Source organism: Mucilaginibacter sp. P2_D11 (assembly GCF_056404435.1).
In genome coordinates this window covers 1-25307 of sequence record NZ_JBFUEA010000024.1, presented here as the reverse complement: position 1 = coordinate 25307, position 25307 = coordinate 1, and the positions used below count along the sequence as shown (strand labels likewise).

General features: G+C 46.5%; 19 protein-coding genes and 1 other RNA gene. 6 read left to right on the top strand and 14 right to left on the bottom strand.

The genetic code is table 11. The features are described 5' to 3' along the window. Positions 1–103: 103 nt before the first annotated feature. Positions 104–1738 carry an alpha-amylase family protein gene (locus AC1DXC_RS25245; protein WP_477461954.1) on the bottom strand — a complete coding sequence of 545 codons (1635 nt, stop codon included), beginning with the start codon at positions 1736–1738 and terminating at the stop codon, positions 104–106. A gap of 124 nt (positions 1739–1862) precedes the next feature. On the opposite strand from AC1DXC_RS25245, the gene lepB reads away from it, so the two are divergent. Both lepB and AC1DXC_RS25235 read left to right on the top strand, forming a co-directional pair. Next, complete coding sequence (gene lepB / locus AC1DXC_RS25240; protein WP_477461953.1) at positions 1863–2972, top strand: signal peptidase I; 1110 nt, start codon at positions 1863–1865, stop codon at positions 2970–2972. A gap of 128 nt (positions 2973–3100) precedes the next feature. Next, positions 3101–3448 (top strand): DUF1801 domain-containing protein, encoded by a 348-nt coding sequence (locus AC1DXC_RS25235; RefSeq protein WP_477461952.1) that lies wholly within the window; start codon positions 3101–3103, stop codon positions 3446–3448. Positions 3449–3577: 129 nt separating this feature from the next. Here the strand turns inward: AC1DXC_RS25235 and AC1DXC_RS25230 are convergent, their stop codons facing one another. From AC1DXC_RS25230 to AC1DXC_RS25220, 3 genes are all read right to left on the bottom strand, one after another. Further along, the gene (locus AC1DXC_RS25230) at positions 3578–4162 is read right to left on the bottom strand and encodes a riboflavin synthase (protein ID WP_477461951.1); all 585 of its coding nucleotides are present in this window, start codon (positions 4160–4162) and stop codon (positions 3578–3580) included. Between the two features lie 72 nt (positions 4163–4234). Beyond that, positions 4235–5134, bottom strand: coding sequence for an OmpA family protein (locus AC1DXC_RS25225; RefSeq protein WP_477461950.1), 900 nt, complete (start codon positions 5132–5134; stop codon positions 4235–4237). A 20-nt stretch (positions 5135–5154) separates the two neighbouring features. Further along, positions 5155–5652 carry an SRPBCC family protein gene (locus tag AC1DXC_RS25220; protein ID WP_477461949.1) on the bottom strand — a complete coding sequence of 166 codons (498 nt, stop codon included), beginning with the start codon at positions 5650–5652 and terminating at the stop codon, positions 5155–5157. Positions 5653–5728: 76 nt separating this feature from the next. On the opposite strand from AC1DXC_RS25220, the gene AC1DXC_RS25215 reads away from it, so the two are divergent. Next, positions 5729–6184 carry an NUDIX hydrolase gene (locus AC1DXC_RS25215; RefSeq protein ID WP_477461948.1) on the top strand — a complete coding sequence of 152 codons (456 nt, stop codon included), beginning with the start codon at positions 5729–5731 and terminating at the stop codon, positions 6182–6184. Between the two features lie 148 nt (positions 6185–6332). Here AC1DXC_RS25215 and accC read toward each other — a convergent pair whose 3' ends face one another. From accC to AC1DXC_RS25200, 3 genes are all read right to left on the bottom strand, one after another. Then, complete coding sequence (accC, locus tag AC1DXC_RS25210; protein ID WP_477461947.1) at positions 6333–7808, bottom strand: acetyl-CoA carboxylase biotin carboxylase subunit; 1476 nt, start codon at positions 7806–7808, stop codon at positions 6333–6335. A gap of 243 nt (positions 7809–8051) precedes the next feature. Further along, positions 8052–8531 carry an NADH-quinone oxidoreductase subunit B gene (locus AC1DXC_RS25205; protein ID WP_477461946.1) on the bottom strand — a complete coding sequence of 160 codons (480 nt, stop codon included), beginning with the start codon at positions 8529–8531 and terminating at the stop codon, positions 8052–8054. Beyond that, positions 8521–9144, bottom strand: a complete 624-nt coding sequence (locus AC1DXC_RS25200) for an NADH-quinone oxidoreductase subunit A (protein WP_477461945.1) — start codon at positions 9142–9144, stop codon at positions 8521–8523. Before AC1DXC_RS25200 ends, AC1DXC_RS25205 begins: the two co-directional genes overlap by 11 nt. Here AC1DXC_RS25200 and AC1DXC_RS25195 point away from each other — a divergent pair. Then, on the top strand, positions 9143–10357 hold the full coding sequence (locus AC1DXC_RS25195) for a BaiN/RdsA family NAD(P)/FAD-dependent oxidoreductase (RefSeq protein WP_477461944.1): 1215 nt from the start codon (positions 9143–9145) through the stop codon (positions 10355–10357). The two genes, AC1DXC_RS25200 and AC1DXC_RS25195, sit on opposite strands and share 2 nt — an antisense overlap. A 5-nt stretch (positions 10358–10362) precedes the next feature. Here AC1DXC_RS25195 and AC1DXC_RS25190 read toward each other — a convergent pair whose 3' ends face one another. From AC1DXC_RS25190 to AC1DXC_RS25180, 3 genes are all read right to left on the bottom strand, one after another. Then, positions 10363–11265, bottom strand: coding sequence for a Nif3-like dinuclear metal center hexameric protein (locus AC1DXC_RS25190; RefSeq protein WP_477461943.1), 903 nt, complete (start codon positions 11263–11265; stop codon positions 10363–10365). Between the two features lie 132 nt (positions 11266–11397). Further along, on the bottom strand, positions 11398–11922 hold the full coding sequence (locus tag AC1DXC_RS25185) for a c-type cytochrome (protein ID WP_477461942.1): 525 nt from the start codon (positions 11920–11922) through the stop codon (positions 11398–11400). 118 nt (positions 11923–12040) lie between these two features. Further along, positions 12041–12883 (bottom strand): SDR family oxidoreductase, encoded by an 843-nt coding sequence (locus AC1DXC_RS25180; protein ID WP_477461941.1) that lies wholly within the window; start codon positions 12881–12883, stop codon positions 12041–12043. A gap of 117 nt (positions 12884–13000) precedes the next feature. Here AC1DXC_RS25180 and AC1DXC_RS25175 point away from each other — a divergent pair, with 117 nt between their 5' ends. Next, positions 13001–14056 carry an acyltransferase gene (locus tag AC1DXC_RS25175; protein WP_477461940.1) on the top strand — a complete coding sequence of 352 codons (1056 nt, stop codon included), beginning with the start codon at positions 13001–13003 and terminating at the stop codon, positions 14054–14056. A gap of 140 nt (positions 14057–14196) precedes the next feature. After that, positions 14197–14567: a transfer-messenger RNA gene (gene ssrA / locus AC1DXC_RS25170) on the top strand. 310 nt (positions 14568–14877) lie between these two features. Here the strand turns inward: ssrA and AC1DXC_RS25165 are convergent. The 4 genes from AC1DXC_RS25165 to AC1DXC_RS25150 all read right to left on the bottom strand — a co-directional run. Beyond that, positions 14878–19080 (bottom strand): hybrid sensor histidine kinase/response regulator, encoded by a 4203-nt coding sequence (locus AC1DXC_RS25165; protein ID WP_477461939.1) that lies wholly within the window; start codon positions 19078–19080, stop codon positions 14878–14880. Positions 19081–19708: 628 nt separating this feature from the next. Next, positions 19709–22834 (bottom strand): PVC-type heme-binding CxxCH protein, encoded by a 3126-nt coding sequence (locus AC1DXC_RS25160; protein ID WP_477461938.1) that lies wholly within the window; start codon positions 22832–22834, stop codon positions 19709–19711. Between the two features lie 61 nt (positions 22835–22895). Then, positions 22896–23822 (bottom strand): hydroxypyruvate isomerase family protein, encoded by a 927-nt coding sequence (locus tag AC1DXC_RS25155; protein WP_477461937.1) that lies wholly within the window; start codon positions 23820–23822, stop codon positions 22896–22898. Positions 23823–24293: 471 nt separating this feature from the next. Continuing rightward, the coding region (locus tag AC1DXC_RS25150) for a glycoside hydrolase family 3 C-terminal domain-containing protein (RefSeq protein WP_477461936.1) at positions 24294–25307 on the bottom strand (1014 nt) is incomplete at its 5' end.

The following is a 25307-nucleotide window of genomic DNA, read 5'->3' as shown; positions in this document are numbered from 1 at the left end:
GTCATTGCGAGCGAAGCGCGGCAACCATCGGCTAGCAGAGCGGCTCTGCAAGTCCGACCTTTGTGCCGAGGATTGCTTCGTGCCTCAATGACGCGGTGGTGTATCAATCCCAATTAAACGTAACCTCCCTATTATTCAGCTTCCATTTCGTCGGCCATTGTTCAGTGAGCCAATCCAATGGTTCGCCGGTTGGTTGTACTTTGGCTGCCTGGGCGAAGGCTGTTTTTATAGCGGATTTTTTATCTGCATCCAAAAACGCAGTTTCGGCAGATATGAACAGCGGCGAGCCGCTTTCTGCCAGCAATTGCAGCCACTGGCTGTTCCTTTCCCAGGAGATATCGTGCGTAAGGCCCACGCAATCGCCATCGGCGGCGTAAAAAGTATTGTTTTGCGGCAGGCGGAACGCAAGCGTATTTACGCCATATTTTTTGGTACGTTCCCATTCCTTCCCGCTGGTATCATCGCCAATGCGGTTTAGTTCGAATAAGCCCGCCGATAAATGGCTCACGGTATTGCAGCCTATGATATACATATCGCCTGCGGCCTGCCTTATGGTGCCATAAAGAGTGTTGATGATCTCGGCGTTGGTTTTAGATTGGTCGTTAAAATGCCAGCCGGGTACCGTAAGCCGATCTTTCATCTGAAACCCCCATCGACCGAAAATATCCCAGCTGCTGTAATCGTGCTTCACCATATCATAACCCCATTGTTTATACAAGCTGATGTTGCGCTTTACCCTTTCCAGGGTTTCGGGCAAGGTAGGGTCGAGTATCTTCTCGTCGGTGTTACTGCGGGTAGGCAGTGTTGGTGCCAGCAGCGAAGTTTTATCGTCTTGCCGGGCAATCAAAGGGCGTGTCCACAAGCCGGGATGCATGCCGATTTTTTTTATCTCATCGGCCATTTTGTGCATGTCTTTAAACTTATCGTTCACTATCGAAAAATCATCCGGTTGCTGCCAGCCATCATCGATGAGCGAGAAAGGTTTATTCGAGGTATTGGTAACGAAACCTGCCATTACCGAAGTTTGTTGTTTTACGCTTTCAAATGAGTTTTTGCCATACATCACATACCAATCGTTTATACCGTAAACAGGCTGTTTAGGCAGGCGTGGTTTTGCGCACATCAGCTTGCAAAAACGTGTTAAGGTTGCCCAGGGCCTTTCGCCTGCAAGGCTAAGGGAAGTAACGATATCTGCTGCATGCAGTTTACGCTGGCCAAGCTTTACGCCATCTCCGCCCGAGCGAGTGTCCATGGTCAACTGCAGGCTCTCGTCTGCAACGTCCCACCAACACATAGTGTTGCCGCCCGTCTTCACACCGAAGGCAGCGGTTTCCTTTGCGTCGTGTAGCAGCACATACCATGGGTTGCGCACACCTGCTTGTGGCGCTTTCCAGCCCAGGTCGGCATAGCTCCGTTCCCAGTGGTCACCGAGTATCTTGCCATATTTTTTTGTTTGGTATTTCCATTTAAGGCGCACTGCCAGCAAATCAGCCATTGGCGATTGTACATAAACTGCCTGCGCATTGCCTGTGGCCTTTATTTCTATGCGAATGTCTTTATAGGTGTAAGCCCGGCCGCCAGTAGCGGTGAGTTTCACCCAACCTTCGGCCAATTCGGCCCAGGCCTCATCGGGATGGTTGATGAGGGCAAACCCGGTGCCTGTTGCAAAAGTGAGCCTGCTGTACATTGCCGCGACCATAGATGCAGCAGATAGTTTGATAAAATTACGACGTAACATAGGGTGTTATAATAGGTAGGATAAATGTAGCAATTACAGGCAAAAATCGCTCAATCGCTTGTAACAAATCCCCAAAGCTGCACTCTAACTGCATAAGGAATATTAAATTAATACCATACGCTCTATGAACTGGAAATTCTTATCCCGCAAAAAAGCCGATACCGCCAAGCCTAAAAAAAGCAAAACCCGCGAATGGGTAGATGCCATTTTGTTTGCACTGGTGGCTTCCACCATTATCCGTGGTTTGCTATTTTCGGCATTTGCTATTCCTTCGGCTTCTATGGAAGGCAGCCTGATGACGGGCGATTACCTTTTCGTGAGCAAGCTTTCCTACGGCGCGCGCATGCCGATGACACCTTTAGCTATCCCGTTTACAGAGTCTACGGTTTATGGCGGCATGAAAACCTATTGGGACGCCGTGCAGCTTCCTTACTTCCGCCTGCCCGGCCTGGGCGACGTGAAAAAAGGCGATGCAGTAGTATTTAACTACCCTGCCGAAACCGAACCCCGCCCGGTAGATATGCGCGTGCACTATATCAAACGTTGCGTGGGCCTGCCCGGCGAAACGCTTACCATTGTAAACGGGCAAGTGTACACCGATGGCAAAGCGGTAAAGAACGCGCCGCATGCCCAAACCTCTTACACCGTAGTTACCAATGGTACACCACTAAATCAGGACGTTTTAAATGACCTACATGTGGAGACGCGCGATTTCAACGGTGCCGACACCTACGAAATGATAATCCCTACCGACAGCTACCAGCAGGTAAAAAGTTTCTCTAACGTAAAATCAATTACACAGAAAAATGAGCCAAAAGGCCAGGCCGATATGGGCGTTTTCCCGCAAAGCAACTTATTCAAATGGAACCAGGACAATTACGGCCCTATCCTGATTCCCAAAAAAGGCACTACCATAACCCTTAACGATAGCACTACTGCCCTTTACAGCCGCGCTATTACGGTTTACGAGCACAACAAGCTGGAGATAAAAGGCAAGGATGTTTATATCAACGATAAAAAAGCCGACACCTACACTTTTAAGATGAATTACTACTGGATGATGGGTGATAACCGCCACAATTCGGGAGATTCGCGTTTTTGGGGTTTCGTACCCGAGGACCATATCGTAGGCAAAGCCGTTATCACGTGGATGAGCATCGACAGCACCGCATCGTTCTTTAGCAAAATCCGCTGGAACAGGGTGTTCAGGCCGATACACAGCGTGGAGCAATAAGGAACCGGGATTAAGCAGATTTTTACGATTTTTTGGATTTTAATAAGTTAGCACTTGTTAAAATGAAAGCGCATATCCAAAATTGAATAAAATCGTATAAATCCCTAAAATCCGTTTAATCCTGGTTCATGCCCCGCCCCATAGACAATTACTTCCTCAGCCACCCAGAGCCTGCCCAAAGCTGCCTGCAATTCCTGCGCGGGCATATCCTGGCATTGGATGCCAACCTAACCGAGGAATGGAAATACGGCATGCCTATGTATTGCTATAAAGGCAAAATGTTTTGCTATTTGTGGACGCATAAGAAATACCTGCAGCCTTACATAGGCATCGTAGAAGGCAACCGCCTAAACCACCCCGATTTACTGCAGGAGAAACGCGCACGCATGAAAATATTGTTGATTGATGCTGCGCAGGATATCCCGGTTGAGAAAATTGACGGGATATTGAGGGAGGCGCTTGGGTTTTATAAATGAACCCTGAAATCTTCGCTATCGCGAGCGAAGCATATCCCGTGGTTTGCATAGTGCAAGCTTTCAGCTTGCGTCAGCTGGAAGCTGACACCATGCCCGCCACGGGTTGGAAACTCGCGGCAGCCAACATTCCTATCGCTGCATCAGCCTCGCTACGTATTTGCCAATAATATCAAACTCCAAATTAACAAGGCTGCCTTCGCGCACATTATGCAGGTTGGTATGCTCATACGTGTAAGGAATAATGGCTACGGAGAAATAATTTGGACCGGAGTTTACTACCGTAAGGCTGATGCCGTTTACGCATATCGATCCCTTCTCAACCGTAACGTTGCCTGTTGCGGCATCGTATTCGAAGGTATATTCCCAGCTGCCATCCAGCTCGGTAAATTTGGTACAGATGGCGGTTTGATCTACATGCCCCTGAACGATGTGCCCATCCAACCGGGCGTTCATCTGCATACAGCGTTCCAGGTTTACGGGCTCGCCAACTTTTAGGTGGCCAAGGCTGGTTTTATTCAGGGTTTCTTCGATGGCTGTAACTGTGTGCGCGGCATCTGTGAGCCCCACAACCGTAAGGCAAACGCCATTATGCGCTACCGATTGATCTATCTTCAATTCATTCACAATAGCCGATTCTACGGTGATATGCAGGTTGCCCTGCTCATTTCGTAGGTCAGTTATCTTGCCTAAAGTTTCTATAATTCCTGTAAACATGCCGCAAAAATAATGTTTTGCTTCGCGAATTTTAAATCGTGCGCATAAGAGGATACTTGGATGAGAATAGGGCTATTCTTCGTTGCTGACTACTACTATCTCCACGCGCCTGTTCAGGTCCGAATCGTGGGCAGTAACCTCGGGGAAAATTTTCGGGTCGCTGCTGCCAACGCCCTTGTGGCTCATCCGGCCTTTGTCTATGCCTGCCTTCATCAGGTAATCGTACACGAATTCGGCCCGATATTTAGACAGTGCGTATTTCTTGTTATCGAAATCGAAGCCATCCCGCCCGCTATATTCGCAGCAGATATGCCCTATAATTTTGATTTTAAGCTTAGGGTGCTTCTTCATCAACTCCACCAAAATATCTGCGTATTTGTGTGAAGCCGGTGTTAAAAAATGCCTGCCGCCCAAAAATAGCAGTTCATCTATATCCATCCGCTCGCCGGCTTTTAACGTGGCCAGCTTATCTACCTTGGCCTGGAATATGGTATCCCTAAAAACGCTGTCTTTTTTGATAATGGGAGCCGGTTCGCTTACTACTGTTAGCGTATCCTGCGGCATTGGTAATGTTGGGATAATTTTGAGTACGATCACATCCACCCTCCTATCCTTTGGGCTTCCTTTGGAAGTTTTTTGTTTGCAAGATGCCTGCTCGCCTTTTCCTTCGCTTGAAATATCCATCCCCGGTAAAAGTTGTTGCAGGTATGCCTTAACGTTATCGGCACGGCCTAAGCTTAGCGTTGAATTGTATGGCTTGCTGCCTAAATAATCCGCATAGCCTATAACGTGTATTGCTTCAATACGGATTTTATCCGCCACAAAAGCCGAATCGAGTTTTTGCCGGTGCAGGTTTACATCTTTTTGGTTGATGTTGTAATACAGATGTAGGGTGTCGATTTGTGCAAAAAGCGTTGCCGATTTGCAAAACAACACGATGATGAATATAGATACAGTTTTATAGCTAATCATTAATATCCTTTAGTGTACCCCTATTTAAAACAACTCACCAGTTCCACCCGCTTGTTGCGCAAATCCTTGCCGCCCTCCATAACCGATTTCAGGTTGGCGAGGTAAAACGTCCACCCTATCTGGCATTGCACCAGTAGGTTCTTTTCGGGGTCGCGTTCCTGCGGTATATCTTCCTGCAACAAATCGATGATGGTAAGCCCGTTGCGGGTAGAAAAAGACACGCTAACCGTAGTGTTGCCGGTAAACGTAAACTTGATGAAATCTTTGCCGTTGGCTTCCAGTACGCTGCCTGTTTCGGTAACGGTGTTATCGTAGCCGTGCCAGTGCCAGGCGTAGGTATCTTCTTTGGCAATCTGCTCATCGCGCTCGCGGCGGCGCTGGGGCACGGTGAAGAAATCGGCCTTGCGCAGGAACCATTTCTCAAGTCCGCCGGGCGTGGCCCAGGCCAGGTAAAGGCTGCGCATATCCACATTATAATCGCCGCAAAGCTTGAATTTCTTCCACCTGATGTCTTCCATAACCGGTTTAATTGGTCAGATAAAACTAAGTATAAAACTTTGCGTTTCGTTATCTTACCATCAAATTGATTTAAACATGCCAAAGCAAAGCGCGGGGATTTTAGCCTACCGGAAATTCAATAACCACCTGCAGGTTTTCCTGGTACATCCCGGCGGACCATTCTATGCAAAAAAGGATGCCGGCGCCTGGAGCATCCCCAAAGGCGAGTACGAAAGCGATGAAGACCCGCTAACAGCTGCCAAACGCGAGTTTGAAGAAGAAACGGGGCAAAGCATCAATGGCGAGTTTACGCCCCTCGCCTCTATCAAATACAAAAGCGGCAAAGTGGTGCATGCCTGGGCTGTGGAGGCGGATGTTGATGCGGCCAATATCAAAAGCAATTATTTCGAAATGGAATGGCCACCCAAATCGGGTAAGATGGCTAGTTTTGTGGAGGTGGACCGGGCGGATTGGTTTGATGTGGATGCCGCGAAGCAGAAGATAGTGTCTGCGCAAGTGGGGTTATTGGTGGAGTTGGAGGGAATGATTTAGGCGATTTGCCCCTCAAAGCCTTTACCATCACGTCATTGCGAGCGCTGCGCGGCAAGCATCGGCAAGCAGAGCGGCTCTGCTAATACGACCTGCTTGCCGATGATTGCTTCGTCGCTTCGCTCCCCTCGCAATGACGACATTTTATTAGTTAACTCCTATTCTTCACCCAGTTAGATACCCCACCTCCGTTGCTTTCCGCCAAAACAACCTTACCCGCGCCCAATAGCTTCTCCATCACCAGCGCCGCTATCAAAGCCTCTTCCTCCGTACCTTTATCCAGTGACTCCGGCGTAAAGTATTTCTTTACGAAATGCGTATCGAACTGCCCCGAGGTAAAAGCCTCGTGCTGCATCACAAATTTGCCGAATGGTAACGTAGTGGTGATGCCGGTAATGTGGTATTCGTCTATAGCGCGTACCATGCGCTCAATGGCCTCGGTGCGGTCTTTACCGTAGGTGATGAGTTTGGCAATCATCGGGTCGTAATAAATCGGGATTTCCATACCTTGTTCAAAGCCATCATCTACCCTTACCCCGGGGCCTTTTGGGGTAACGTAGGTTTGCAGCGTGCCAATATCCGGCAGGAAATTATTGGCGGGATCTTCGGCGTAAACGCGCAATTCCATGGCATGGCCTTTTATTTCCAGGTCCTCCTGCTTAAAGCTGATGGCTTCACCACGTGCGATTTTTATCTGTTCTTTCACCAAATCTATGCCGGTAATCAGCTCCGTTACCGGGTGCTCAACCTGCAGGCGGGTGTTCATTTCTAAAAAGTAAAAGTTGAGCTGCTCATCCATAATAAACTCTACCGTGCCTGCGCCGGTATAGTTTACAGAACGCGCCACATCAACCGCGCATTTACCCATGGCCTCGCGAATTTCGGGCGTCAATACCGATGAAGGCGCTTCTTCCACTACTTTCTGGTGGCGGCGCTGTACCGAGCAGTCCCGTTCGAAGAGATGCAGGATATTGCCATGCGTATCGCCCAGTACCTGTATCTCGATATGCCTCGGCGAAGAAACATAACGCTCAATAAACACCGAGCCATCGCCAAAGGCCGAGGTAGCCTCGGATACGGCAAGGTCCATCTGTTCTACAAAATCGTCGGGGGTATCTACGATGCGCATGCCTTTGCCGCCACCGCCCGCTGCAGCCTTGATGAGTATAGGGAAGCCTACTTCAACCGCGCGGAGCTTTGCTTCGGCAATATCGGTAATGGCTTCTTCGGTGCCGGGCACCATGGGGATGTTGTATTTTAATGCGGCGGCCTTGGCGGATAGCTTGTTGCCCATTACCTCCATAGCCTCGGGCGAGGGACCGATGAGTATCAAGCCAGCCTCGCGCACCTGTCGGGCAAAACTGGCGTTCTCGCTTAAGAAACCGTAGCCAGGGTGTATGCCTTCTGCACCGGTCAGCTTACAGGCCGCAATAATTTTATCGCCGACGAGGTAACTTTGATTAGATGGTGCTTCGCCGATGAACACGGCTTCGTCGGCATAGCGTACATTGAGGGCGTTGCGGTCAGCAGCCGAATAAACGGCCACAGTTTTAATGCCCATTTCGCGCGCGGAGCGCATTACCCGCAAAGCTATCTCGCCACGGTTTGCTACCAGTATTTTTTGCATAGGTAACAAATGTAATGGTCTGAACCGGGATTAAGCAGATTTTTACGATTTATGGGATTTTGAACTTCCACGTTATGTCGAACTTGCGTCCCCGCTGGGTCTCTTTAAAAAAGGACCCTGCGGCTCGAGGACATTCACACGCAGCATATCCGCTCTGCATAGTGAGAATTCATAGAATATGGATAATGCACAGGCTTTAATTCTGACAATTCGTTAATTCCCTAAAATTCGAGTTCAGACAGTTTATCCTACCAAACTTTCCTGCTCAATTTTCTTTTGCAGTTCCAGTATGGCGCCTATCAGTGCTTCCGGGCGCGGGGGGCAGCCTTGTACGTAAACATCTACGGGGATTACCCTATCAACACCCTTTACCACATGGTAGCCGTGCTGCCAGTAGGGGCCGCCACAGTTACTGCAAGATCCCATGCTGATCACATATTTGGGGTCGGGCATTTGCTCGTACAGGCGCTTGATGCGCTCGGCCATTTTAAAGGTAACGGTACCGGCGATGATGATTACATCGGCCTGGCGACTGGATGGACGCGGGAAAACGCCGAAACGGTCGAGATCGTAGGTTGCCGCCATAGCGCCCATCATTTCTATGGCGCAGCAGGCTATGCCAAAACTTAATGGCCACAGCGACGACAAACGCGCCCAGTTGAGCAGATCGTTCATCTTGGTTATGACGATGCCGCCGCTTTCGTTAGTCAAATCAGGCGTCATTTGCAGGCTTTTTAAAACTTGGTTTAAACATAGGCTTGGGCGGAGTGGCAGTTGCGGCAGCAGCCTGATTAGTAGCAGTGGCAGTTACCGTTTGCTGTACAGGTTGAGTTGCTAAGCTGAACTCTTTTACTTTGAATGCACTTTGCTGCAGGTTTATTTTATCATAGAGCGATTGCGGGATATTGGTGCCGGAATCGGGCAAGGTTGGGCTTGGTTTTATCCAGTCCAGGTCGCCTTTTACCCAAACATAGGCAAGGCCTAAAATAAGGATACCTAAAAAGATGAACATCTCGATAAGCGAGAACCAGCCCCAGCGCGGATCTAATTGGATGATTTCCTTGTTGCCGAAAACGGTGGCCCATGGAAACACGAACACCATCTCTACATCGAATAATAAAAACACCAGTGCGATCACATAGAAACGCGAATTGAAGGGCAGCCAGGCATTGCCGGTAGGTTCTTCGCCGCATTCGTAGGTACTAAGCTTCTCTGGGTTAGGGTTTCGCGGGGCCAGCAGGCGGTTCACGCCGAATAGCATGAGTATCATTACGACACCTGTAATTAAAAAGATAAGTATCTTTCCAAATTCTGATATTTGCGAAACATCATCCATGACAGCAAATTTAACAAAACAAACCCAATTCGACGCGATAATTATCGGCGGCGGCGCCTGCGGCCTTATGTGCGCCGTACAAGCCGGCTTTTTAGGCAAACGCGTGCTGGTACTGGAGAAAAACGACAAGCCCGGCGCAAAAATACTCATCAGCGGCGGCGGCAGGTGCAATTATACCAACCTGTATGCCACACATAAGCAATTTATATCTCAAAACGAGCATTTTAGCCGCTCAGCCTTAGCACAATGGACGGTGGATGATACCGTCACCTTTTTTGAAACTTACGGGATAGAAGGCAAGGAGAAAACCCTCGGGCAACTTTTCCCGGTGAGTGATAAGGCAAAAGACGTGGTGAATGTTTTCACCAATCTCTGTGATGATTTGGGGCAGGAAATATGGTGCGACGCCGAGGTTACCGCCATTGAGCAAACTGCAGATGGCTTTACCATCAGCCTTGAGCGGCAAGGCAAGCAGCAAACTTTATTCGCCCCAAAAGTGGTCATCGCTTCCGGCGGCCTGCCTATAGCCAAAATGGGCGCAACAGATTTCGGCTTACGTGCTGCGCGTAAATTTGGAATGACAGTTACCGAAACCTCCCCTGCCCTGGTGCCGCTCACCATTACGGGCAAGGACCAGCCCTGGTACGAGCAGCTAAGCGGCAACAGTGTATTTTGCCGGGTATGGAACGACAGGGCAAGCTTCGAAGAAAACATCCTTTTTACCCATTGGGGATTAAGCGGACCGGCCATCCTCCAGATATCCTCGTACTGGAAACCCGGCGAATCTATCTATATCGACCTGCTGCCCGGCAAATATATCACAGAGATGATAATGACCGAGCGCGAGCAAAACGGCAAGAAAATGCTGCTGGCTTACCTTGCCGGCCTGTTTACCCGCAAATTTGCCGACGCGCTTAGCGATTACGTGCCGGCCGAAAAAAACCTCGCCTCGCTTACCAAAACCGAACTGGAAGACATCAGCATACTGATACACGAGTTTAAAGTAAAACCGGCAGGCACCAAAGGATACGACAAGGCCGAAGTGATGACCGGCGGGGTAGACACCAACGAACTATCGTCCAAAACCCTCGAAAGCAAAAAAGTACCGGGCCTGTTCTTCGGCGGCGAATGCGTAGATGTTACCGGCTGGCTGGGTGGTTACAACTTCCAGTGGGCATGGGCAAGCGGATTTGTTATAGCGCAGAACTTATAGGGCACTCACATCCACTCAAACGGCTCGCCTGATGCGATGTGGGTAATTTTCATCCCGGGTAACTTTGGCTGCAGCCATTCTACCAGGTACCACATGCCCGGGTCCTCGCTAAAATTATGGCCGATGAGCACCAGTGCCATCTTGCCGCCTAGCGCACGTTGGTCGCGCATGTATTCGGCGGTTTCCCACTCCGATAATTCCCCCGCTACCAACACGTCTGGTTTCTCGGTTTCGGCGAATGCCACCTGCCTTTGCCCGCCGGGTGCACCGGGTAATAGCGCTATATGACTACATTGCAGGTTAAGGTCGCCGATAACGCGTACATGCTTAATACTCAGCGATGTTTTCAAATGCGTAATCAAAGCTTGCAAACTTATGGGCGGCACGGTAACATCGTACTTGCCAGTTTTAAAGTATTGCAGCCAGCCGAGTTTTTTGGCGGTGCCATAAGCCACCAAATCGGGTTTTATAGAATGGATATAATCGTGGAAACGCCAAACGGTAATCTTGTATTTGGCCAGCAGAGCCTGTTTTTGTTTTACGACATGGTTATCCTTCACCCAGTCGGGGTTATCGGTATGGTTATAAAATGTCGGCTCATGCGCTATGATGAAATTTGCGCCCAGTTTCGCGGTTTCTTCTATAACGGCCACGGTGGCAAACATGGTGGTTACGATGCCGGTAACCATCATATCGGCACTGCCGCTTTTGAGGGTATCAACCGTGCCGGGTATTGGGCTAAGGCCGCCTTCTTTAAGTATCAGATCGATGACTTGCTGTACGGTAATATCCTCCGCCTTAACTTTTGCAAACGAAAATGCCGGGTTCAATCCGAGCAGAGCGAACCCAGCTGCGGCCGTTGACGCTTGGGCGATGAATTTGCGGCGGGAGGGCGATGTTTCTTTCATGATTGGTATTTTATCGAGCCATAGCATTGGCGGATTGAATGTACAGCAATAGCTGCAACAGAACAAATCAGCCTGAAAATATTTACGCATAAAAAAGCCGCCCTTTTTGTGGCGGCTTCATCATTAAATTCTTTATTTACCTGATGGTGGCTGCGTGCCCGGGGCAGGTGAACCTGCAGGCGGTTGAGCACCAGGTGCACCGGGACCACCCGGAGGCGGGCCACCCGGGCCACGGCGTTGCGGAGCCGGTGGGGCAACAACTTCCGGGTGCGATACACCACGGTGGCAGCTGTAGCAGTTGATGCCGGTTTGTGTCATCATGCCCAGACTATCCTTTTTGGCCTCGAAATATTTTTTGTTGATATCGTTCATCATTTTATACATATGGCGAGCCATATCTTTTTCAGGCTTCGCATCGCTGGCGAAGTCCATTTTGTGGGCCTGCTCGTCGCGTACGTGGCAAAAATTGCAATGAACGTTCAACGAGTGCGCCCATTCATCCATTACTGCATCTAATTGCTTATCAGTAATGTGTTTTGGCAAAACCTTTAAATTTTTGAATTTATGCTCTTCGGGCTGTGGCGCGGGCGACATGGCCATAAACACCACTACCGATAGCAGCGTTGCAGTGGCCAATAATTTTTTGTTGATAGTCATTTTTTTGAGGCTGATTTAATAATACTAAGCTAACTCAAAAAAATCGAATCAAAGCGTTTGAAAACAGAAATGTTACAGAAATGTCATTTTAACCATGTTTAAACATACTTTGCTCGCCTCAAATGAAAGGTTCAATCATTTCCATGCTTATCTCCCATAGCTTTTTGCGGGCATCATCGTCTGTTGCCCTTGCCGATGGACTGTGAACCTTACCGCCTTTAAAGTATTTGCCGCTTTTGGCATCTATGCGGCTACCTGTTGCCAGGTAAACCACATTTTGCGCTCCTTGTTCTGCCGTTATCATAAATGGACGGGCCAACCAAAGCCACACCTTGCTGAATCCGCTAAGCCCGGCACCGAAATTAGTATTTACTACGCCCGGGTGCAAGGCAAGTGATGTAACACCCTTTGGCCCATATTTTACTGCTATTGAACGTGTAAAGTATATGTTAAAAAGCTTGGCCATGGCATAGGCCTTAAGCGGCGAGTAGCGTGCAGTTTCCCACTGCAGATCTTTAAACTGTGCTTTACCCAGGCGGTGTGCATCGCTGCTAACGTTAATTACACGGGCCTGCCCTTTCTCCAGCAAGGGCATCAGCAATTGGGTAAGCAAGAAATGCCCGAGGTAATTTACCGCGAACGTCATTTCGAAGCCGTCTTTGGTCACCTGTCGAGTGGCAAATATCCCTCCTGCATTATTTATCAGGACATTGATGCTGAAGAGGCTGCTTTTGAGGATGCCCGTAGCGTTGCGGATGCTATCCATATCGGCCAAATTGCAAGAAACCAGGTAGATATTGTTATTCTTGGATATGTTTATCAGTTCCTGCTTTACCTGTTCTCCTTTATCTATGTCGCGCACCAGCAGGTAAAGAGCATGGTTTTTTTTTGCGAGCGCCAAAGCGGTTTCTTTGCCTATGCCGGATGTTGCGCCGGTGATAACGGTTGTAGTAATTGGCATGGTAATAATAGTTTGGTAAGGGGGATTTTGCTCTACCAAAACTAATATATTGCACGGTATTTGCAAAGGGGATTGTGGTAGCAAGCTACGCCCCCTGCATCAATCGCAATCATATCCATGAAACAGAGCCTTTCGACTGCCAGAAGCCCAAACATAAGCTGGATAAACAACCTGCGGTTGATAAGCATGGTTGCAGTGGTAGTTTTACATACGGCCTCGCCGTTGTTGTTCAATTATAAAACGGCTACACTTGGCAATTGGATGGCAGCAGACGTTTATAATGCCCTAACCCGATTTGCCGTGCCGGTATTTGTGATGGTGACCGGTGCTTTGCTCCTGAAACGCGAATATGAACTGGGCGATTTCCTGCGGAAACGCCTTGGCCGCCTGATACTCCCTTTCCTGTTCTGGAGCCTGGTGTATGTGGGTTATCAATGGTATAACGAGATAATCGTATTCCCTGCCGATGCCTGGGGTTGCATAAAAATGGTATTGCATCAGCTAAAAACGGGCAGTTCGTACCATTTGTGGTACGTTTACCTCCTTATTGGCATGTACTTGTTTATCCCTATCCTGGGCAAATTCGTGCGAAATGCTACCGAGCGGGAACTGCTCTATTTTTTGGCCCTATGGTTCATTACCATCCTCATCAGCGAGCCATATCTCGACCGTTTCGAAACAGCGGTAGACCTACACAATTTCGCCGGCTACACCGGTTACATGGTGCTTGGCTACTACCTCACTAATAAGCAATTCAATTTCCCGGGCGGCATACTTTTGATTATTTTGATATTCTGTTGCCTGGTAACAGTAATTACCATAGGCACTTATTACCTGGAAGTGAAAACCGGGGAGCTAAGCACTTATTTTTATGAACCAGTTGGCCCCTTTGTTGTGCCGCTGGCCGCAAGCGCGTTCCTTATTGCGAAACATACCACAGTAAAGATTCCTACAAAAATCATAAGCCTCTGCGAGAACGCCGGAAAATACACGCTGGGCATTTATTTTTGCCACGCACTCATCCTGAATATATTAGAGCTGAACGATATTACCTACGCGTTGTTCAACCCATGGCTCAGCATACCCTTGGTGGCCCTGTTGTGCTTCATGCTATCGTGGTTGCTGGTTTGGGTGATGAGTAAAATTCCGCTAGTGAAATATCTGGTGGGGTAATTCAGTTGGCAACATCGAAATAAAAGCCGATGGGAAATGCCGACTGCATGCCAATCGGAGGAATCATTTTAGAATCGGTGCAATCGATAAAATTAGTATCTTTGTACCCTGCAAACTGCCCACCGGGAACTGCAAAAAATGGGGTCGACCGGAATTGACAGGATGGAGATAAATAAGTAAGCATGCAGCGCGTTGGGTGAATTAGCGCTAAAATCTGAACGCTCAAACTTTCAAATGGCGAAAATAATTTTGCCTTAGCTGCCTAATTTAGAATTAGTATAGCTTTTGTCCCGCCGGTTTTCTGTTCTGTTGGATCGGCAACCGGGGCATCGAAAAACGGAAATAGCCTGCTTAAAGGTGTGGTAAGCAAGCGAAACAAAGCACCTAAGGATTAAGGTACAGGTAAGCGGTTAACCTTCCATAGTCCCTACAATTAAATAACAGCTAAGCATGTAGAAAGCTTATTTTATACCATGTTTGGACGAGGGTTCGAATCCCTCCGGCTCCACTTAATTCAATGTTAAAACAGACTAAAAGCCTGCAAATCAAATGATTGCAGGCTTTTGTTTTTAGACATACTGGTTACGCGGTTCATTGTATTGGTGGGCTACGCGACATCGGATTTGACCAGCATTAATAATAAAAAATAAAAAACGGGTTTGGAACCCAGCCTTCGTACCGAAATTAGATTGACAGGATATTTTATGCAGCAATATTGCGTTTATAAGCATACTGGTTGGTTATTTTTTTAAAGGGGTTTGGAGCTTGAGACCGATAAGCGAAAAAAAGAGCACCCAAAACTATGTTAGAAATTGCTTAAATTAACCATTTATCAGTTGGAATGTTTCCCCCAGCATAGTAACCAGCACCTCCAGTTTTACAGGTTTGGCAATATAATTGTTCATCCCGGCTTCCATGCATATTTCGCGGTCTTCTAACATGGCGTTGGCGGTCATAGCAATAATAACCGGTTGTTTTGCATAGTGTTGCCTTATATAACGGGTAGCGTCTAATCCGTCCATATCGGGCATTTGCACGTCCATTAAAATCACGTCGTAAAACTGTTTGTCCAGCATGGCAATAGCCTCTGATCCATTTGTTGCCAGTGCCGGCTGGAAACCAAGTTTCTCCAGCACTCGTAATATCATTTTCTGATTGATCAGGTTGTCTTCGGCCACCAGGATGTTTAAGGGGTGTAAGGCGGAAAAATCTTTGTTAAGCAAAGTAGCGTGTTTCTGGTCCTGATCTGCCTGCGGCGGTAATTGCAGCAATTCGGCTATTATTATCTTTCTTAAACGCTGTTGCTTAACAGGTTTGGTTAATACAGCAGCAAATAAACCGGGGTGTTGCTTTTTAGTTTCGTCGCCAATGGAACTTAACAGGATAACCGGTAAAGCTTTATTTTTTTCTTTGATAGCGGTGCTAAGCTGAACACCATCCATCTCGGGCATCTGCATATCGGTTATCACAAGGTCAAGATCAGGTTTACTGTTCAAAATTTGCAACGCATCATGCCCGGATGAAGCCATAACCGGCTTAAGCCCCCAATTCTCCAGCTGTAGCTGCAATATGCGGCGGTTGGTAGCATTGTCATCTACTACCAGCACTTGTCTTCCTTTAATTCCGTCTATGTTTAATGGTTCGGGCTCCTGTTTGTTTTCTGTACTTAATTTACATTTTATGGTAAAACGAAAGGTTGTACCAATACCAGGTTCACTGTCAACTGTGATGTTTCCGCCCATAAGGCTTATCAGGCGGTCGCAAATAACAAGGCCTAAGCCGGTACCGCCATATTTTCGCGTAGTAGAAGAGTCAACCTGCGAAAACGGTTCGAATAATTTGGACAATTTGTCTGCGGGTATCCCTATCCCGGTGTCCCTTATTTCAAAACCAAGTTCTATTTCGTCATCACTCAACACATTTTTAAGGCCGATATCTAAAAAAATCTCTCCCTTATGGGTGAATTTCATGGCGTTACCCATTAAATTGATCAGCACCTGCCTAAGCCGCATGCTATCACCAATCAAGTAGGCGGGCAACCGGTGGTCCAGCTGGTACATCAGGTCGAGGCCCGCCCCGGCAGCTTTGCCGGCAAAAAGATCCAGTACTTCCTCTACGCAGGTCCTCAGGAAAAAAGCTTGCGGGTCGAGTTCCATTTTACCCGATTCTATTTTCGAGAAATCCAATATATCGTTTATCACGTTCAGCAAGGCCTCGCCACTATGCAATATAGTTTGCGAATACTCGTGCTGTTCGGGGTCAAGATCCGTTTCGTTCAGCAAGGAAGCCATTCCTAAAACGCCATTCATAGGCGTCCGTATCTCATGACTCATCGTTGCCAGGAACACACTTTTGGCTTCGTTGGCCCGCTTTGCTTCCTCGGTTTGAGTTTTCAGTTCTTCATTAAGTACGTGCAGCACTTCCGCCTGTACCTGTAATTCTTCAGATTGGGCCTGCAATTCTTCCGCCTGTGCCTGAAGCTCACCATTCGCTTCCTGTAGTTCTTCCGCTTGTTTATGCACCTCGCGGGTGCGTTCTATCACTTGTTTCTCCAGCCTGGATTTTTGTTCCTCAATGTTACGTACCTTGTTTTTATACCAGGCATAAATAATTGTACCGATGGAAAGCAAAACCAGCGCCCTGAACCACCAGGTGGCCCAATACGGAGGTTTGATAATGATTGTTAATGTGGTGCCTTTTTCATTCCAAATGCCGTCGTTATTGGAAGCTTTTACCCTGAAAATATAGGTGCCGGGGTCGAGGTTGGTGTAAGTAGCCTTACGCTGCTTCCCTACATAATTCCATGCTTTATCAAAATTCTCCAGCATGTAGGCATATTCGTTTTTTTCGGGCACGGTATGGTCAAGGGCTGCAAACTCAAACGTTAGTACCGTTTGATCGTAATTAAGGGAAATTTGTTTGGTATAGGCAATGGGGCGAACCAAAGGTGAGTGTTTGGTGCCAATCTTTACAGATTTGTTGAACAACTGGAAATCGGTAAGTATAACTTTTGCAATATTACGGTTGCGGCTAACGTTTGCGGGGTTTATTGCATTGAACCCATTTATCCCGCCAAAGTAGATATCCCCGGTACTGCTGCGAAAACCAGCGCGCTGAACAAACTCACGGCTTTGAAGCCCATTATGCACATCGTAATTGTTAAACAGGCGTGTTTTAGGGTCGAACCGGCTGATGCCATTATTGGTGCTTAGCCACAAAAAACCGGCGCTATCTTCCACAATACTATTGATCACATTACTACTTAAACCGTCTGCTATGGTATACGAAATAAATTTTTTGCGCTTGGCGTCCCAAAGGTTAAGCCCGCCGCCCATCGTACCCACCCAAATATTACCCTTAGCATCGCCTTTAATACAAAAAATGATATTGCTTGACAGGTTGCTGTTTTCCACATTGAGCCTGCCGAAGGTTTTGGTTACCGGATCGAAAATGCTGATCCCACCATTGTAGGTGCCGATCCAAATACGCTCTTCGGGGTCTTCATAAAAAGCATTGATGGAACTGCCTGACAGCGCGTTTGGGTCGTTTAGGTTTTTGTCATTTGAATTGTAACGAATAACTTTCCCGCTCGCCGGATCGAGCACGTTTACCCCATCGGTGTTTGTGCCCATCCATAGGTTACCCTTATGGTCTTCCATAAGGGTAAAAATATTATCGCTGCTTAACTGGTTGCTCGCACTGCCTGCCCGGTAATGCTTAAAAGTATTTTTTTCCGGGTCGAAATAATTCAACCCTCCGCCATAAGTGCCCAGCCATAAACCTTCGCTGTTTTTATGTTTGCAAATAGCAAGCACGGCATTCGCGGATAAGCTGTTTTTATTTGCGGCATCGTGAACGTAATGCCTGAATGTGCCGGTTTTGGTGTTCAGCAGGTTAAGCCCCCCACCATCGGTACCTATCCAAATCCCGCGCTTATCATTTTCCCCAAAGGCGGTTACTATACCCTGGCCTAAGGCATCGCTTTTGGTATCTTTACTATGGTACACATCAAACAGGAGTAAATTTTTGTCGTATTTATTCAATCCCCCGCCATTGGTGGATGCCCACAGGATACCCGCATCGTCTGCCAGTAGGCCTAACACAGATTTGCCCTTTAAGGAATTTAGGTCATCAGGGTTGTTGTTGTAGGCGGTAAATTCTCCCTTGTTGGTATCCAAAATGTTCAAACCCTCTTCGGTTCCTATCCATACAGAACCATCCTTGCCTGTGGCAAAGGAGTATACGGTATTGCTGCTGATGCTTCTGGGATTTTTGGCATCGTGTTTATATGTAACGAATGTGTGGTTACCGGCATCGTATTTATTTAAGCCATTCATGGTGCCAACCCATATGTTGCCTTTAGCATCCTGCGCAATCCCCCGTACCTGGTTATCACAAATAGAACCCGGATCATTAGCGCGATGCGAAAATTTAACAAACTGGTTTTTACTGCGATCGTAAAGGTTTAAGCCGCCGTTGGTGCCAACCCATATATTATGTTTATTATCTTCAATAACTGCAAAAATATTGCTATTGCTCAAACTATCCGGGTTAAGCAGATTTGCGTTGTAATGCATAAACCTTTGCGTTTGCCGGTTAAAAACATTTAGGCCACCGTAGGTACCTATCCATAAATTGCCCAGGTAATCATCACATATACTCAATATGTATTTGTTGCTTAACGTTCCTTCGCTTGCTTTTGTAGGGTAGTTTATAAACGAATCCTTTTCCCGGTCGTATTTACTTAAACCATTATTAGTACCTATCCAAAGCGTGCCTTCCCTGTCTTCAAATAGCGCACCTATGCTGTTGCCATTTAAGCTATGCGCGTTTTTGGGGATATTACGGTAAATAGTAAAATTATAGCCGTCGTAGCGGTTAAGGCCATCATACGTACCAAACCACATAAAGCCGTATTTGTCTTTTAAAATGCATCGCACTACGCTTTGCGATAAGCCGTCTTCGGTGGTAAGGTGCGTAAACTTTATTCTCTGCTGTGCATTTGCCGAACAACTGCATAGCATTCCCGATATTAAAAATATATAGAATGCTATTGGCCTTATATAGAAGTATGCTTGTTTTAACATTTGTTACCGTAAAAAAAATCGCCAACGGCAGGTTGCTATTAAATATAGTAGTTCTCTTTTTGCCAACTTGCAAATCCTTACCTCTTTACGAAAAAAATAGTTGCTATGTTGTCTTTACCAAGCCATACGAAGCAATAAAATATAAGTTTAATTGCCTGGTGCTAATCTGCATTAATGATAAACCGATGAATTCAGAAAATGAATTTTGATCTTTAGCTATATGCAGGGATATATGAGAAGGAGGCAGTAGTCTTCTGACATAACTGTGTGTTACATTGCATTACATTTTTTACAAGAATTTTTAATCCATGTAAAATATTGAATTTAAGGATGATATAGGGCGATACGAATCCCTCCTGCTCTACTGAATTTAGTATCAAAAAAGAATAAATGCCTGCAAATCAAATAATTGCAGGCATTTCTTTTATAGTCAAGTGTTACTAAATTAATTTACTTACATCAAATGTATCCATGCAAACCTTATCACAATTGCCTCAAAACGATTTGCTTTATACAATTCTGACTTGCATCTCCCCCGCAAAGGCAGGTTACTGCTTTATTTGTATTATTCTTTTTTCTTTAAAGAACCAAGGAACGCAAGTAGATCCGCGAATTCTTGTTTCGACATTGTTTGATTTAGGCCGGCCGGCATCATAGAGGCCGACACCTTTTTTATTTGCTTAACATCAGCCGTTTTAATTTTCTGAACAGAGCCTCCGGGGTACTTCAATTCGATATCTGTCTCTGTCCGGCTCGAAATGATCCCCATCAGGGTCGATCCATCCTTCATAATAAGTTGCGAGGTCTCATATCCAAAATTAATCCCTGCAGAGGGGTTGACAATAGCGTCAAATAATCCTTCTTTTGGTAACTTGGCACCTATTTCTGATAAATTAGGCCCAAATTCAAAACCGGCTTTATTAGCTTTATGGCATACCGAACAGGTTCTGAGGAAAACGGCATTTCCTTTCAGTGCATTCCCTTTTAAAGCCAGTATGGCAGTAAGATTAGCAGACGGCACCTTGGTTTTAGCAATTTTGGCAACATTGGTTTTGGGTAAAAAGGCGTTTGCTTTGTCTAGTGTGCCTTTTCTGAGCGTTCCGCTCAAGCCTGCAACAGCTGGTGCAATTAAACTCTGCGGTAATTTTTTCCCCTCAAGCATTGCCAGAACGCGGTCTTCCCCATTTTGGCTTTTGCCCAGCGCTTGTACCGCTTTTTGACGGGTGGATATGCTGTACTGATCTGATAAAATCACCTTTGACAGGATCGCTATTGATTCATCGTTGCCTATTGCACCAAGCACTGATAAAACATTGGACGCTGCATTTTGATCTTTACCTTTAATAACATTCAGGAAACGAACGTCATCGTTAGCTTTAAGTAATAGCCTGGCCGCATCGGCCCCGATTCCTCCGCTCTGATATCCTCCGCTACTCTGAATACCTTTGCTTTTTACCAGATCCATCAATTTATCGGCTTCGGTAGTAATATTATACTGCTTTACCATATCAACAAAATCCTGTGTTCCGGTATATGAATTCAAAACCAGTTTCACCTGCTCTTTGGCTACAGGCGAATCTGATATATCCTGAGGGTTTAAGGACTTCAACAGCATTGCACTTAATTGCAAATCATTACCATTGTTTTCTTCTAATAATTTCACCAAAGCTTTAGATCTATCGGGCTGTGGATAAAAGTCAAAAGCTCTCAAATACCTCAAACGGGATTTTAACGGAACACTTGCATCTTTAGCCAGCGTTACCAGGTACGGAAGCGCAATATTTGTACGGGCCCGCCAAACAATATCTCTGCCTCCGGCTGTTGATAAAGGATCCGGTACTACTTTCAGGTAGGCTGCAAAGAATTGGTCCCATTGCTTGTCGGCCCCTATACCCAGCGCCTCTAAATACCATTTGTCATTGCCCGTATGTTTCGCTGCAAGTGCCGCCCACATCGTCGCGGCTTCAGGTTCATTGCGATGCCGTAAGGCAATTGCACAATCGCGCCTTACCTGTGCGTCTGCATCGTTCACTAAAGCTGCTGCAAGTTTAAGCACATCGGTATTTACTTCTCTTGCAGCCCTCAGCCCGGTTATCTTTAAATCGGGGTTAGGGTTGTTGATGGCTTCGGAAAGGTATTTTGCGGCCTTTGTTGATTTTGAAAGCACCCATAGGGCCCGGGCACGCATACGGGGATTGGGCGACGTTGACCATAACTTTTCCAGCTCCGCTATTGCTGATTCGCCCATGCCGGTTAAGGCTATGAAAGCATGCCTGCGAACGCCGAGATTTGGATTTTGCAAGGCAATCACTGCACCCTTCGGAGTGGTATAATCCTGTTCAGGTATTTTATAAGTAGCTTTCATACTTTCCGGAACAACCCGGTATATGCGGCCACGCTGAAGATCGCCCACCCGGTGCCCGCCAACGCCTGGATCGTACCAGTCGGCTACAATTAAAGAACCATCCGGAGCTGTACAAACATCTGCCGGGCGAAACCATTGGTCCCTATCGCCATTAAGCATGTTGACGATACCGGCAGTATATCCCGCGCCGGCTTTTTGAACAGGATAGGCCCGAACAACATTATGTCCCGGTTCGGCATGGATCATCCCATTTTGAAACTGCTGCGGTAACAGCGTCCCTTCATAAATAACCATCCCGGTAGGGGAGCCGGAACCTGTTTGTAAAAGATTGGGGATAACACCCGGATCATTTTGATGCCAGTGACGCAGCGGGATCGAATCTTCCATGTTAATGCGTTTAGCACTCCAGCCCGCACCGGTTACTTCATCCGTGTAGCCATAGTTTCCATATTCCATTACGTAATTGATCCGCACTCCTTTATTCCCGTCATCATCATTATCACTTTGCCATATATTTCCATAACTATCTATGGCCGACTCGTATTCGTTTCTGAAATTATGGCCCAGGCATTCCACATGCGTGCCGTCCGGGTCGCAACGGAAGAGCATTCCTTCTTTGTATTTTTTTGGTCCTATCTCATCACCATCCTGATCCAGCACCACCTCATTATTTTTATCTCTGAGGGTTTTACCGGCATTCCCAAAATTGAAATAGAGTTTACCATCGGGGCCGAACGCAAAACTGTGCATCCCATGATCATGTTGTTCACCGCCTATCCCCTGGAATAGTATTTCTTTTCGGTCGGCTTTACCGTCATTATCGTCATCATAAAAGGCCCAAACATAGGGGCTTTGCGATACCAATACCCGGTTACCCAATACGCATACGCCTAAAGGTGCATTAACCTCGGGGCCCTGATAAAACACCGTGCTTGTTTCCAAACTTCCGTCTCCATCCTTATCTTCTAAAATCAGGATGCGGTCGCCGGCCTCCCTGGGTTTGTTGTGATTGATCTCAAACCGGTAATTATAGGCCTCAGTCACCCAAACCCTTCCTTTTTCATCCACGTCGATATTGGTAGGATTGATCAACATGGGTTCGGTTGCCATGGTTTCAACACGCAGGCCAGGCGCCATGTCGAGCCCCTTTAGGCCATTTTTAGCCAAATGTTTTTGTGCTTCGGTAAGCGGCGTATCAATCGTAGCCAAATTATACCATGAGTGTTTTGCAGGAATATTGGTAAAGGCTCCCAATACTACTAACAAAGGAATCGCGGCCATTGATCCACTTATTAGAAAAAAACGTTTTCTTTTATTGTTGTCCATTTCTATGTTTTCTTTTATTGTTGTCCACTTTTATTATAAAATACTCATTTCCTCCTGTTGCCTACATGAAACTATCAGCTTCGCGATATGCTTTGATCAAAGCAAGCTCGCCTGCTTTACCGGCACCCGCATTGCCGTGTTCCATGCCTACCACCCCTTTGTATCCTTTATCATAAATGAGTTTGAATATGTTTTTGTAATTGATCTCGCCGGTACCGGGTTCGTTGCGGCCGGGATTATCGCCAACCTGGTAATAACCTATTTCATCATAAACCCAATTAAGTGTAGGGATAATGTTGCCCTGGTTGCGTTGTACGTGGTACATGTCATACAAAATTTTGCAATATGGGCTACCCACCGCTTTACAAATAGCATAAGCTTGATCGGGTGTACGTAAAAACAGGTCTGGGTTATCACTCAGGGGTTCAAGCACCATCATCAGGCCATGGGGCTCAATAACGGCTGTTCCTTTTTTGATAGCTTCAATTACATTACCTGTTTGTATGCCAATAGGCAGGTTGCGTACAAAATCTCCGGGAACAACGGTATATTGTTTACAGTTGGTCCGTTTTGCCACTTCCACGGCTTCTTTACAGCTGGCAATAAACTTATCTATGTATTCCGCCTTGCCTGATGCTAACAGGTTGGTGTCATTACCTAAACCAGGTTGTACAAAAACGCCCATGGACATACCCAATTTGGCCAGCGTATCTCCAATCTTTTTCTGCTGATCAACTGGCCGCGCACCCATCCAGTTATCTTCGATACTTCGAAATCCCTGCTCGTAAGCAAACTTAATTTGATCAATGAAATCGCCACCCGCATGGTTTTTAAACATGCCATCATGTATGCCATAATTTAAATTAAAAGGTTTGCCATTATTAACATTCTTGGTCTTGGCATTTGCTGAATTTGATTTTAAAAATCCGGTTGTTAATATTGATGCACCTGCCAGTACGGAGTTTTGAACAAAGTTTCTGCGTTTCATATTTCAATTGATAGTTTAATATTGGTTTTCAAATATATTAAAACTACATGGGGCAACGCAATCGATTGTTTAAAAATGGGTGGCACAAATGTTAAATCGAGTTAAATTTCTCATTTACAGAGCATTAAAGTATTTAACGCTTATTTAACAGCAAAAAATCGCGAAAATGAAGSCCCGGAGGTTAACAAAAACGGGGCGAAAAGTGGTAAAATTAAAATAGTACCTGCCACAGTTATCAGGCTTTATCGGCCTTTTGTTTGCTTTTTTGCGTTCGATAATTTAACAGGCTTTATTTTTCCGGGGAAATGGAACTCCTAATATGAAAAAAGTCAAAGTCGGCCGCGTCCTCGATATTTTTTTCAGCATATTTTTACGCCAGCCAGCCCGTAATTTTTTTGCAGGAGGCCACAACCCGCAAAATCGCCATCTTTCATTATTTTCCATAAACTTCACACGGCTTCTGAAAGGAGTTTATTTAACCAGGATTTTTACTGTTTTTGAAATATTGCGCGATGAATTGCCTAATTGAAGAATGTATTCGCCGGATTCGGTATTCCAGTCTTTTTTTGTCACGTCGTAAAAGGCCAGGTCCTCCACCTTTACATCCAGCTCGACTGTTTTAGTTTCGCCCGGTTGCAGAAAAACTTTTTTAAAAGCCTTCAATTCTTTTTCAGGACGCAAAACCGAACTAACCGGATCGCTTACATATAATTGCACCACTTCGGCGCCGTAGCGGCTGCCTGTATTTTTAATGGTGAATTTTGCACGGATGGTTCCGTTTTTCCCGTAGCTTAATTTATCAGTCGAGAAGCGGCTTATGGCAAAATCAGTATAGGAAAGCCCATAGCCGAAGGGGTATTGCGGCTGGATCTTTTTGGTGTCGTACCAGCGGTATCCAACCAGTATGCCCTCTTTATATTCTGCCGTTGCGCCTTTACCCGGGTAAGTATTTAATGCAGCAGCAGGAGTGTCTCCTAACGATACGGGGAAAGTAAATGGTAATTTGCCGGAGGGGTTCACCACGCCCTTTAAAACATCGGCCAATGCATTGCCAGCTTCCGAGCCGTTGAACCAGGACCAAACAATTGTATGATTTGACTTTTTGATCTCGCTCAGATCGTATGGTGCACCCGCCATGATCACAATAATGGTATTCGGGTTAGCTGCGGTAACCGCGTTGACCAATGCCTGCTCTCCAAAAGGCAGCGCCAGGCTTTTACGGTCATGGCCTTCGCTTTCATATTCACGGTTTGAGCCGATGCACAAAATGGCGACATCGCTGGTTTTTGCCAGCGCCACGGCCTGATCAATTAGTTTTTGGTCGGGCCGGTCATAGCCAGTATTTTGCGCATCAGTATTGTTTGCTAAATAGTTGGCCCTGTAGCCCTGGGCAAAACTGATGCTCGCTGTTTTGCCGAACCTTGATTTTATACCGTCTAATGCCGTTATCTCGTATTTGGCTTTTACGCCCGCGCCAAAGCCAAA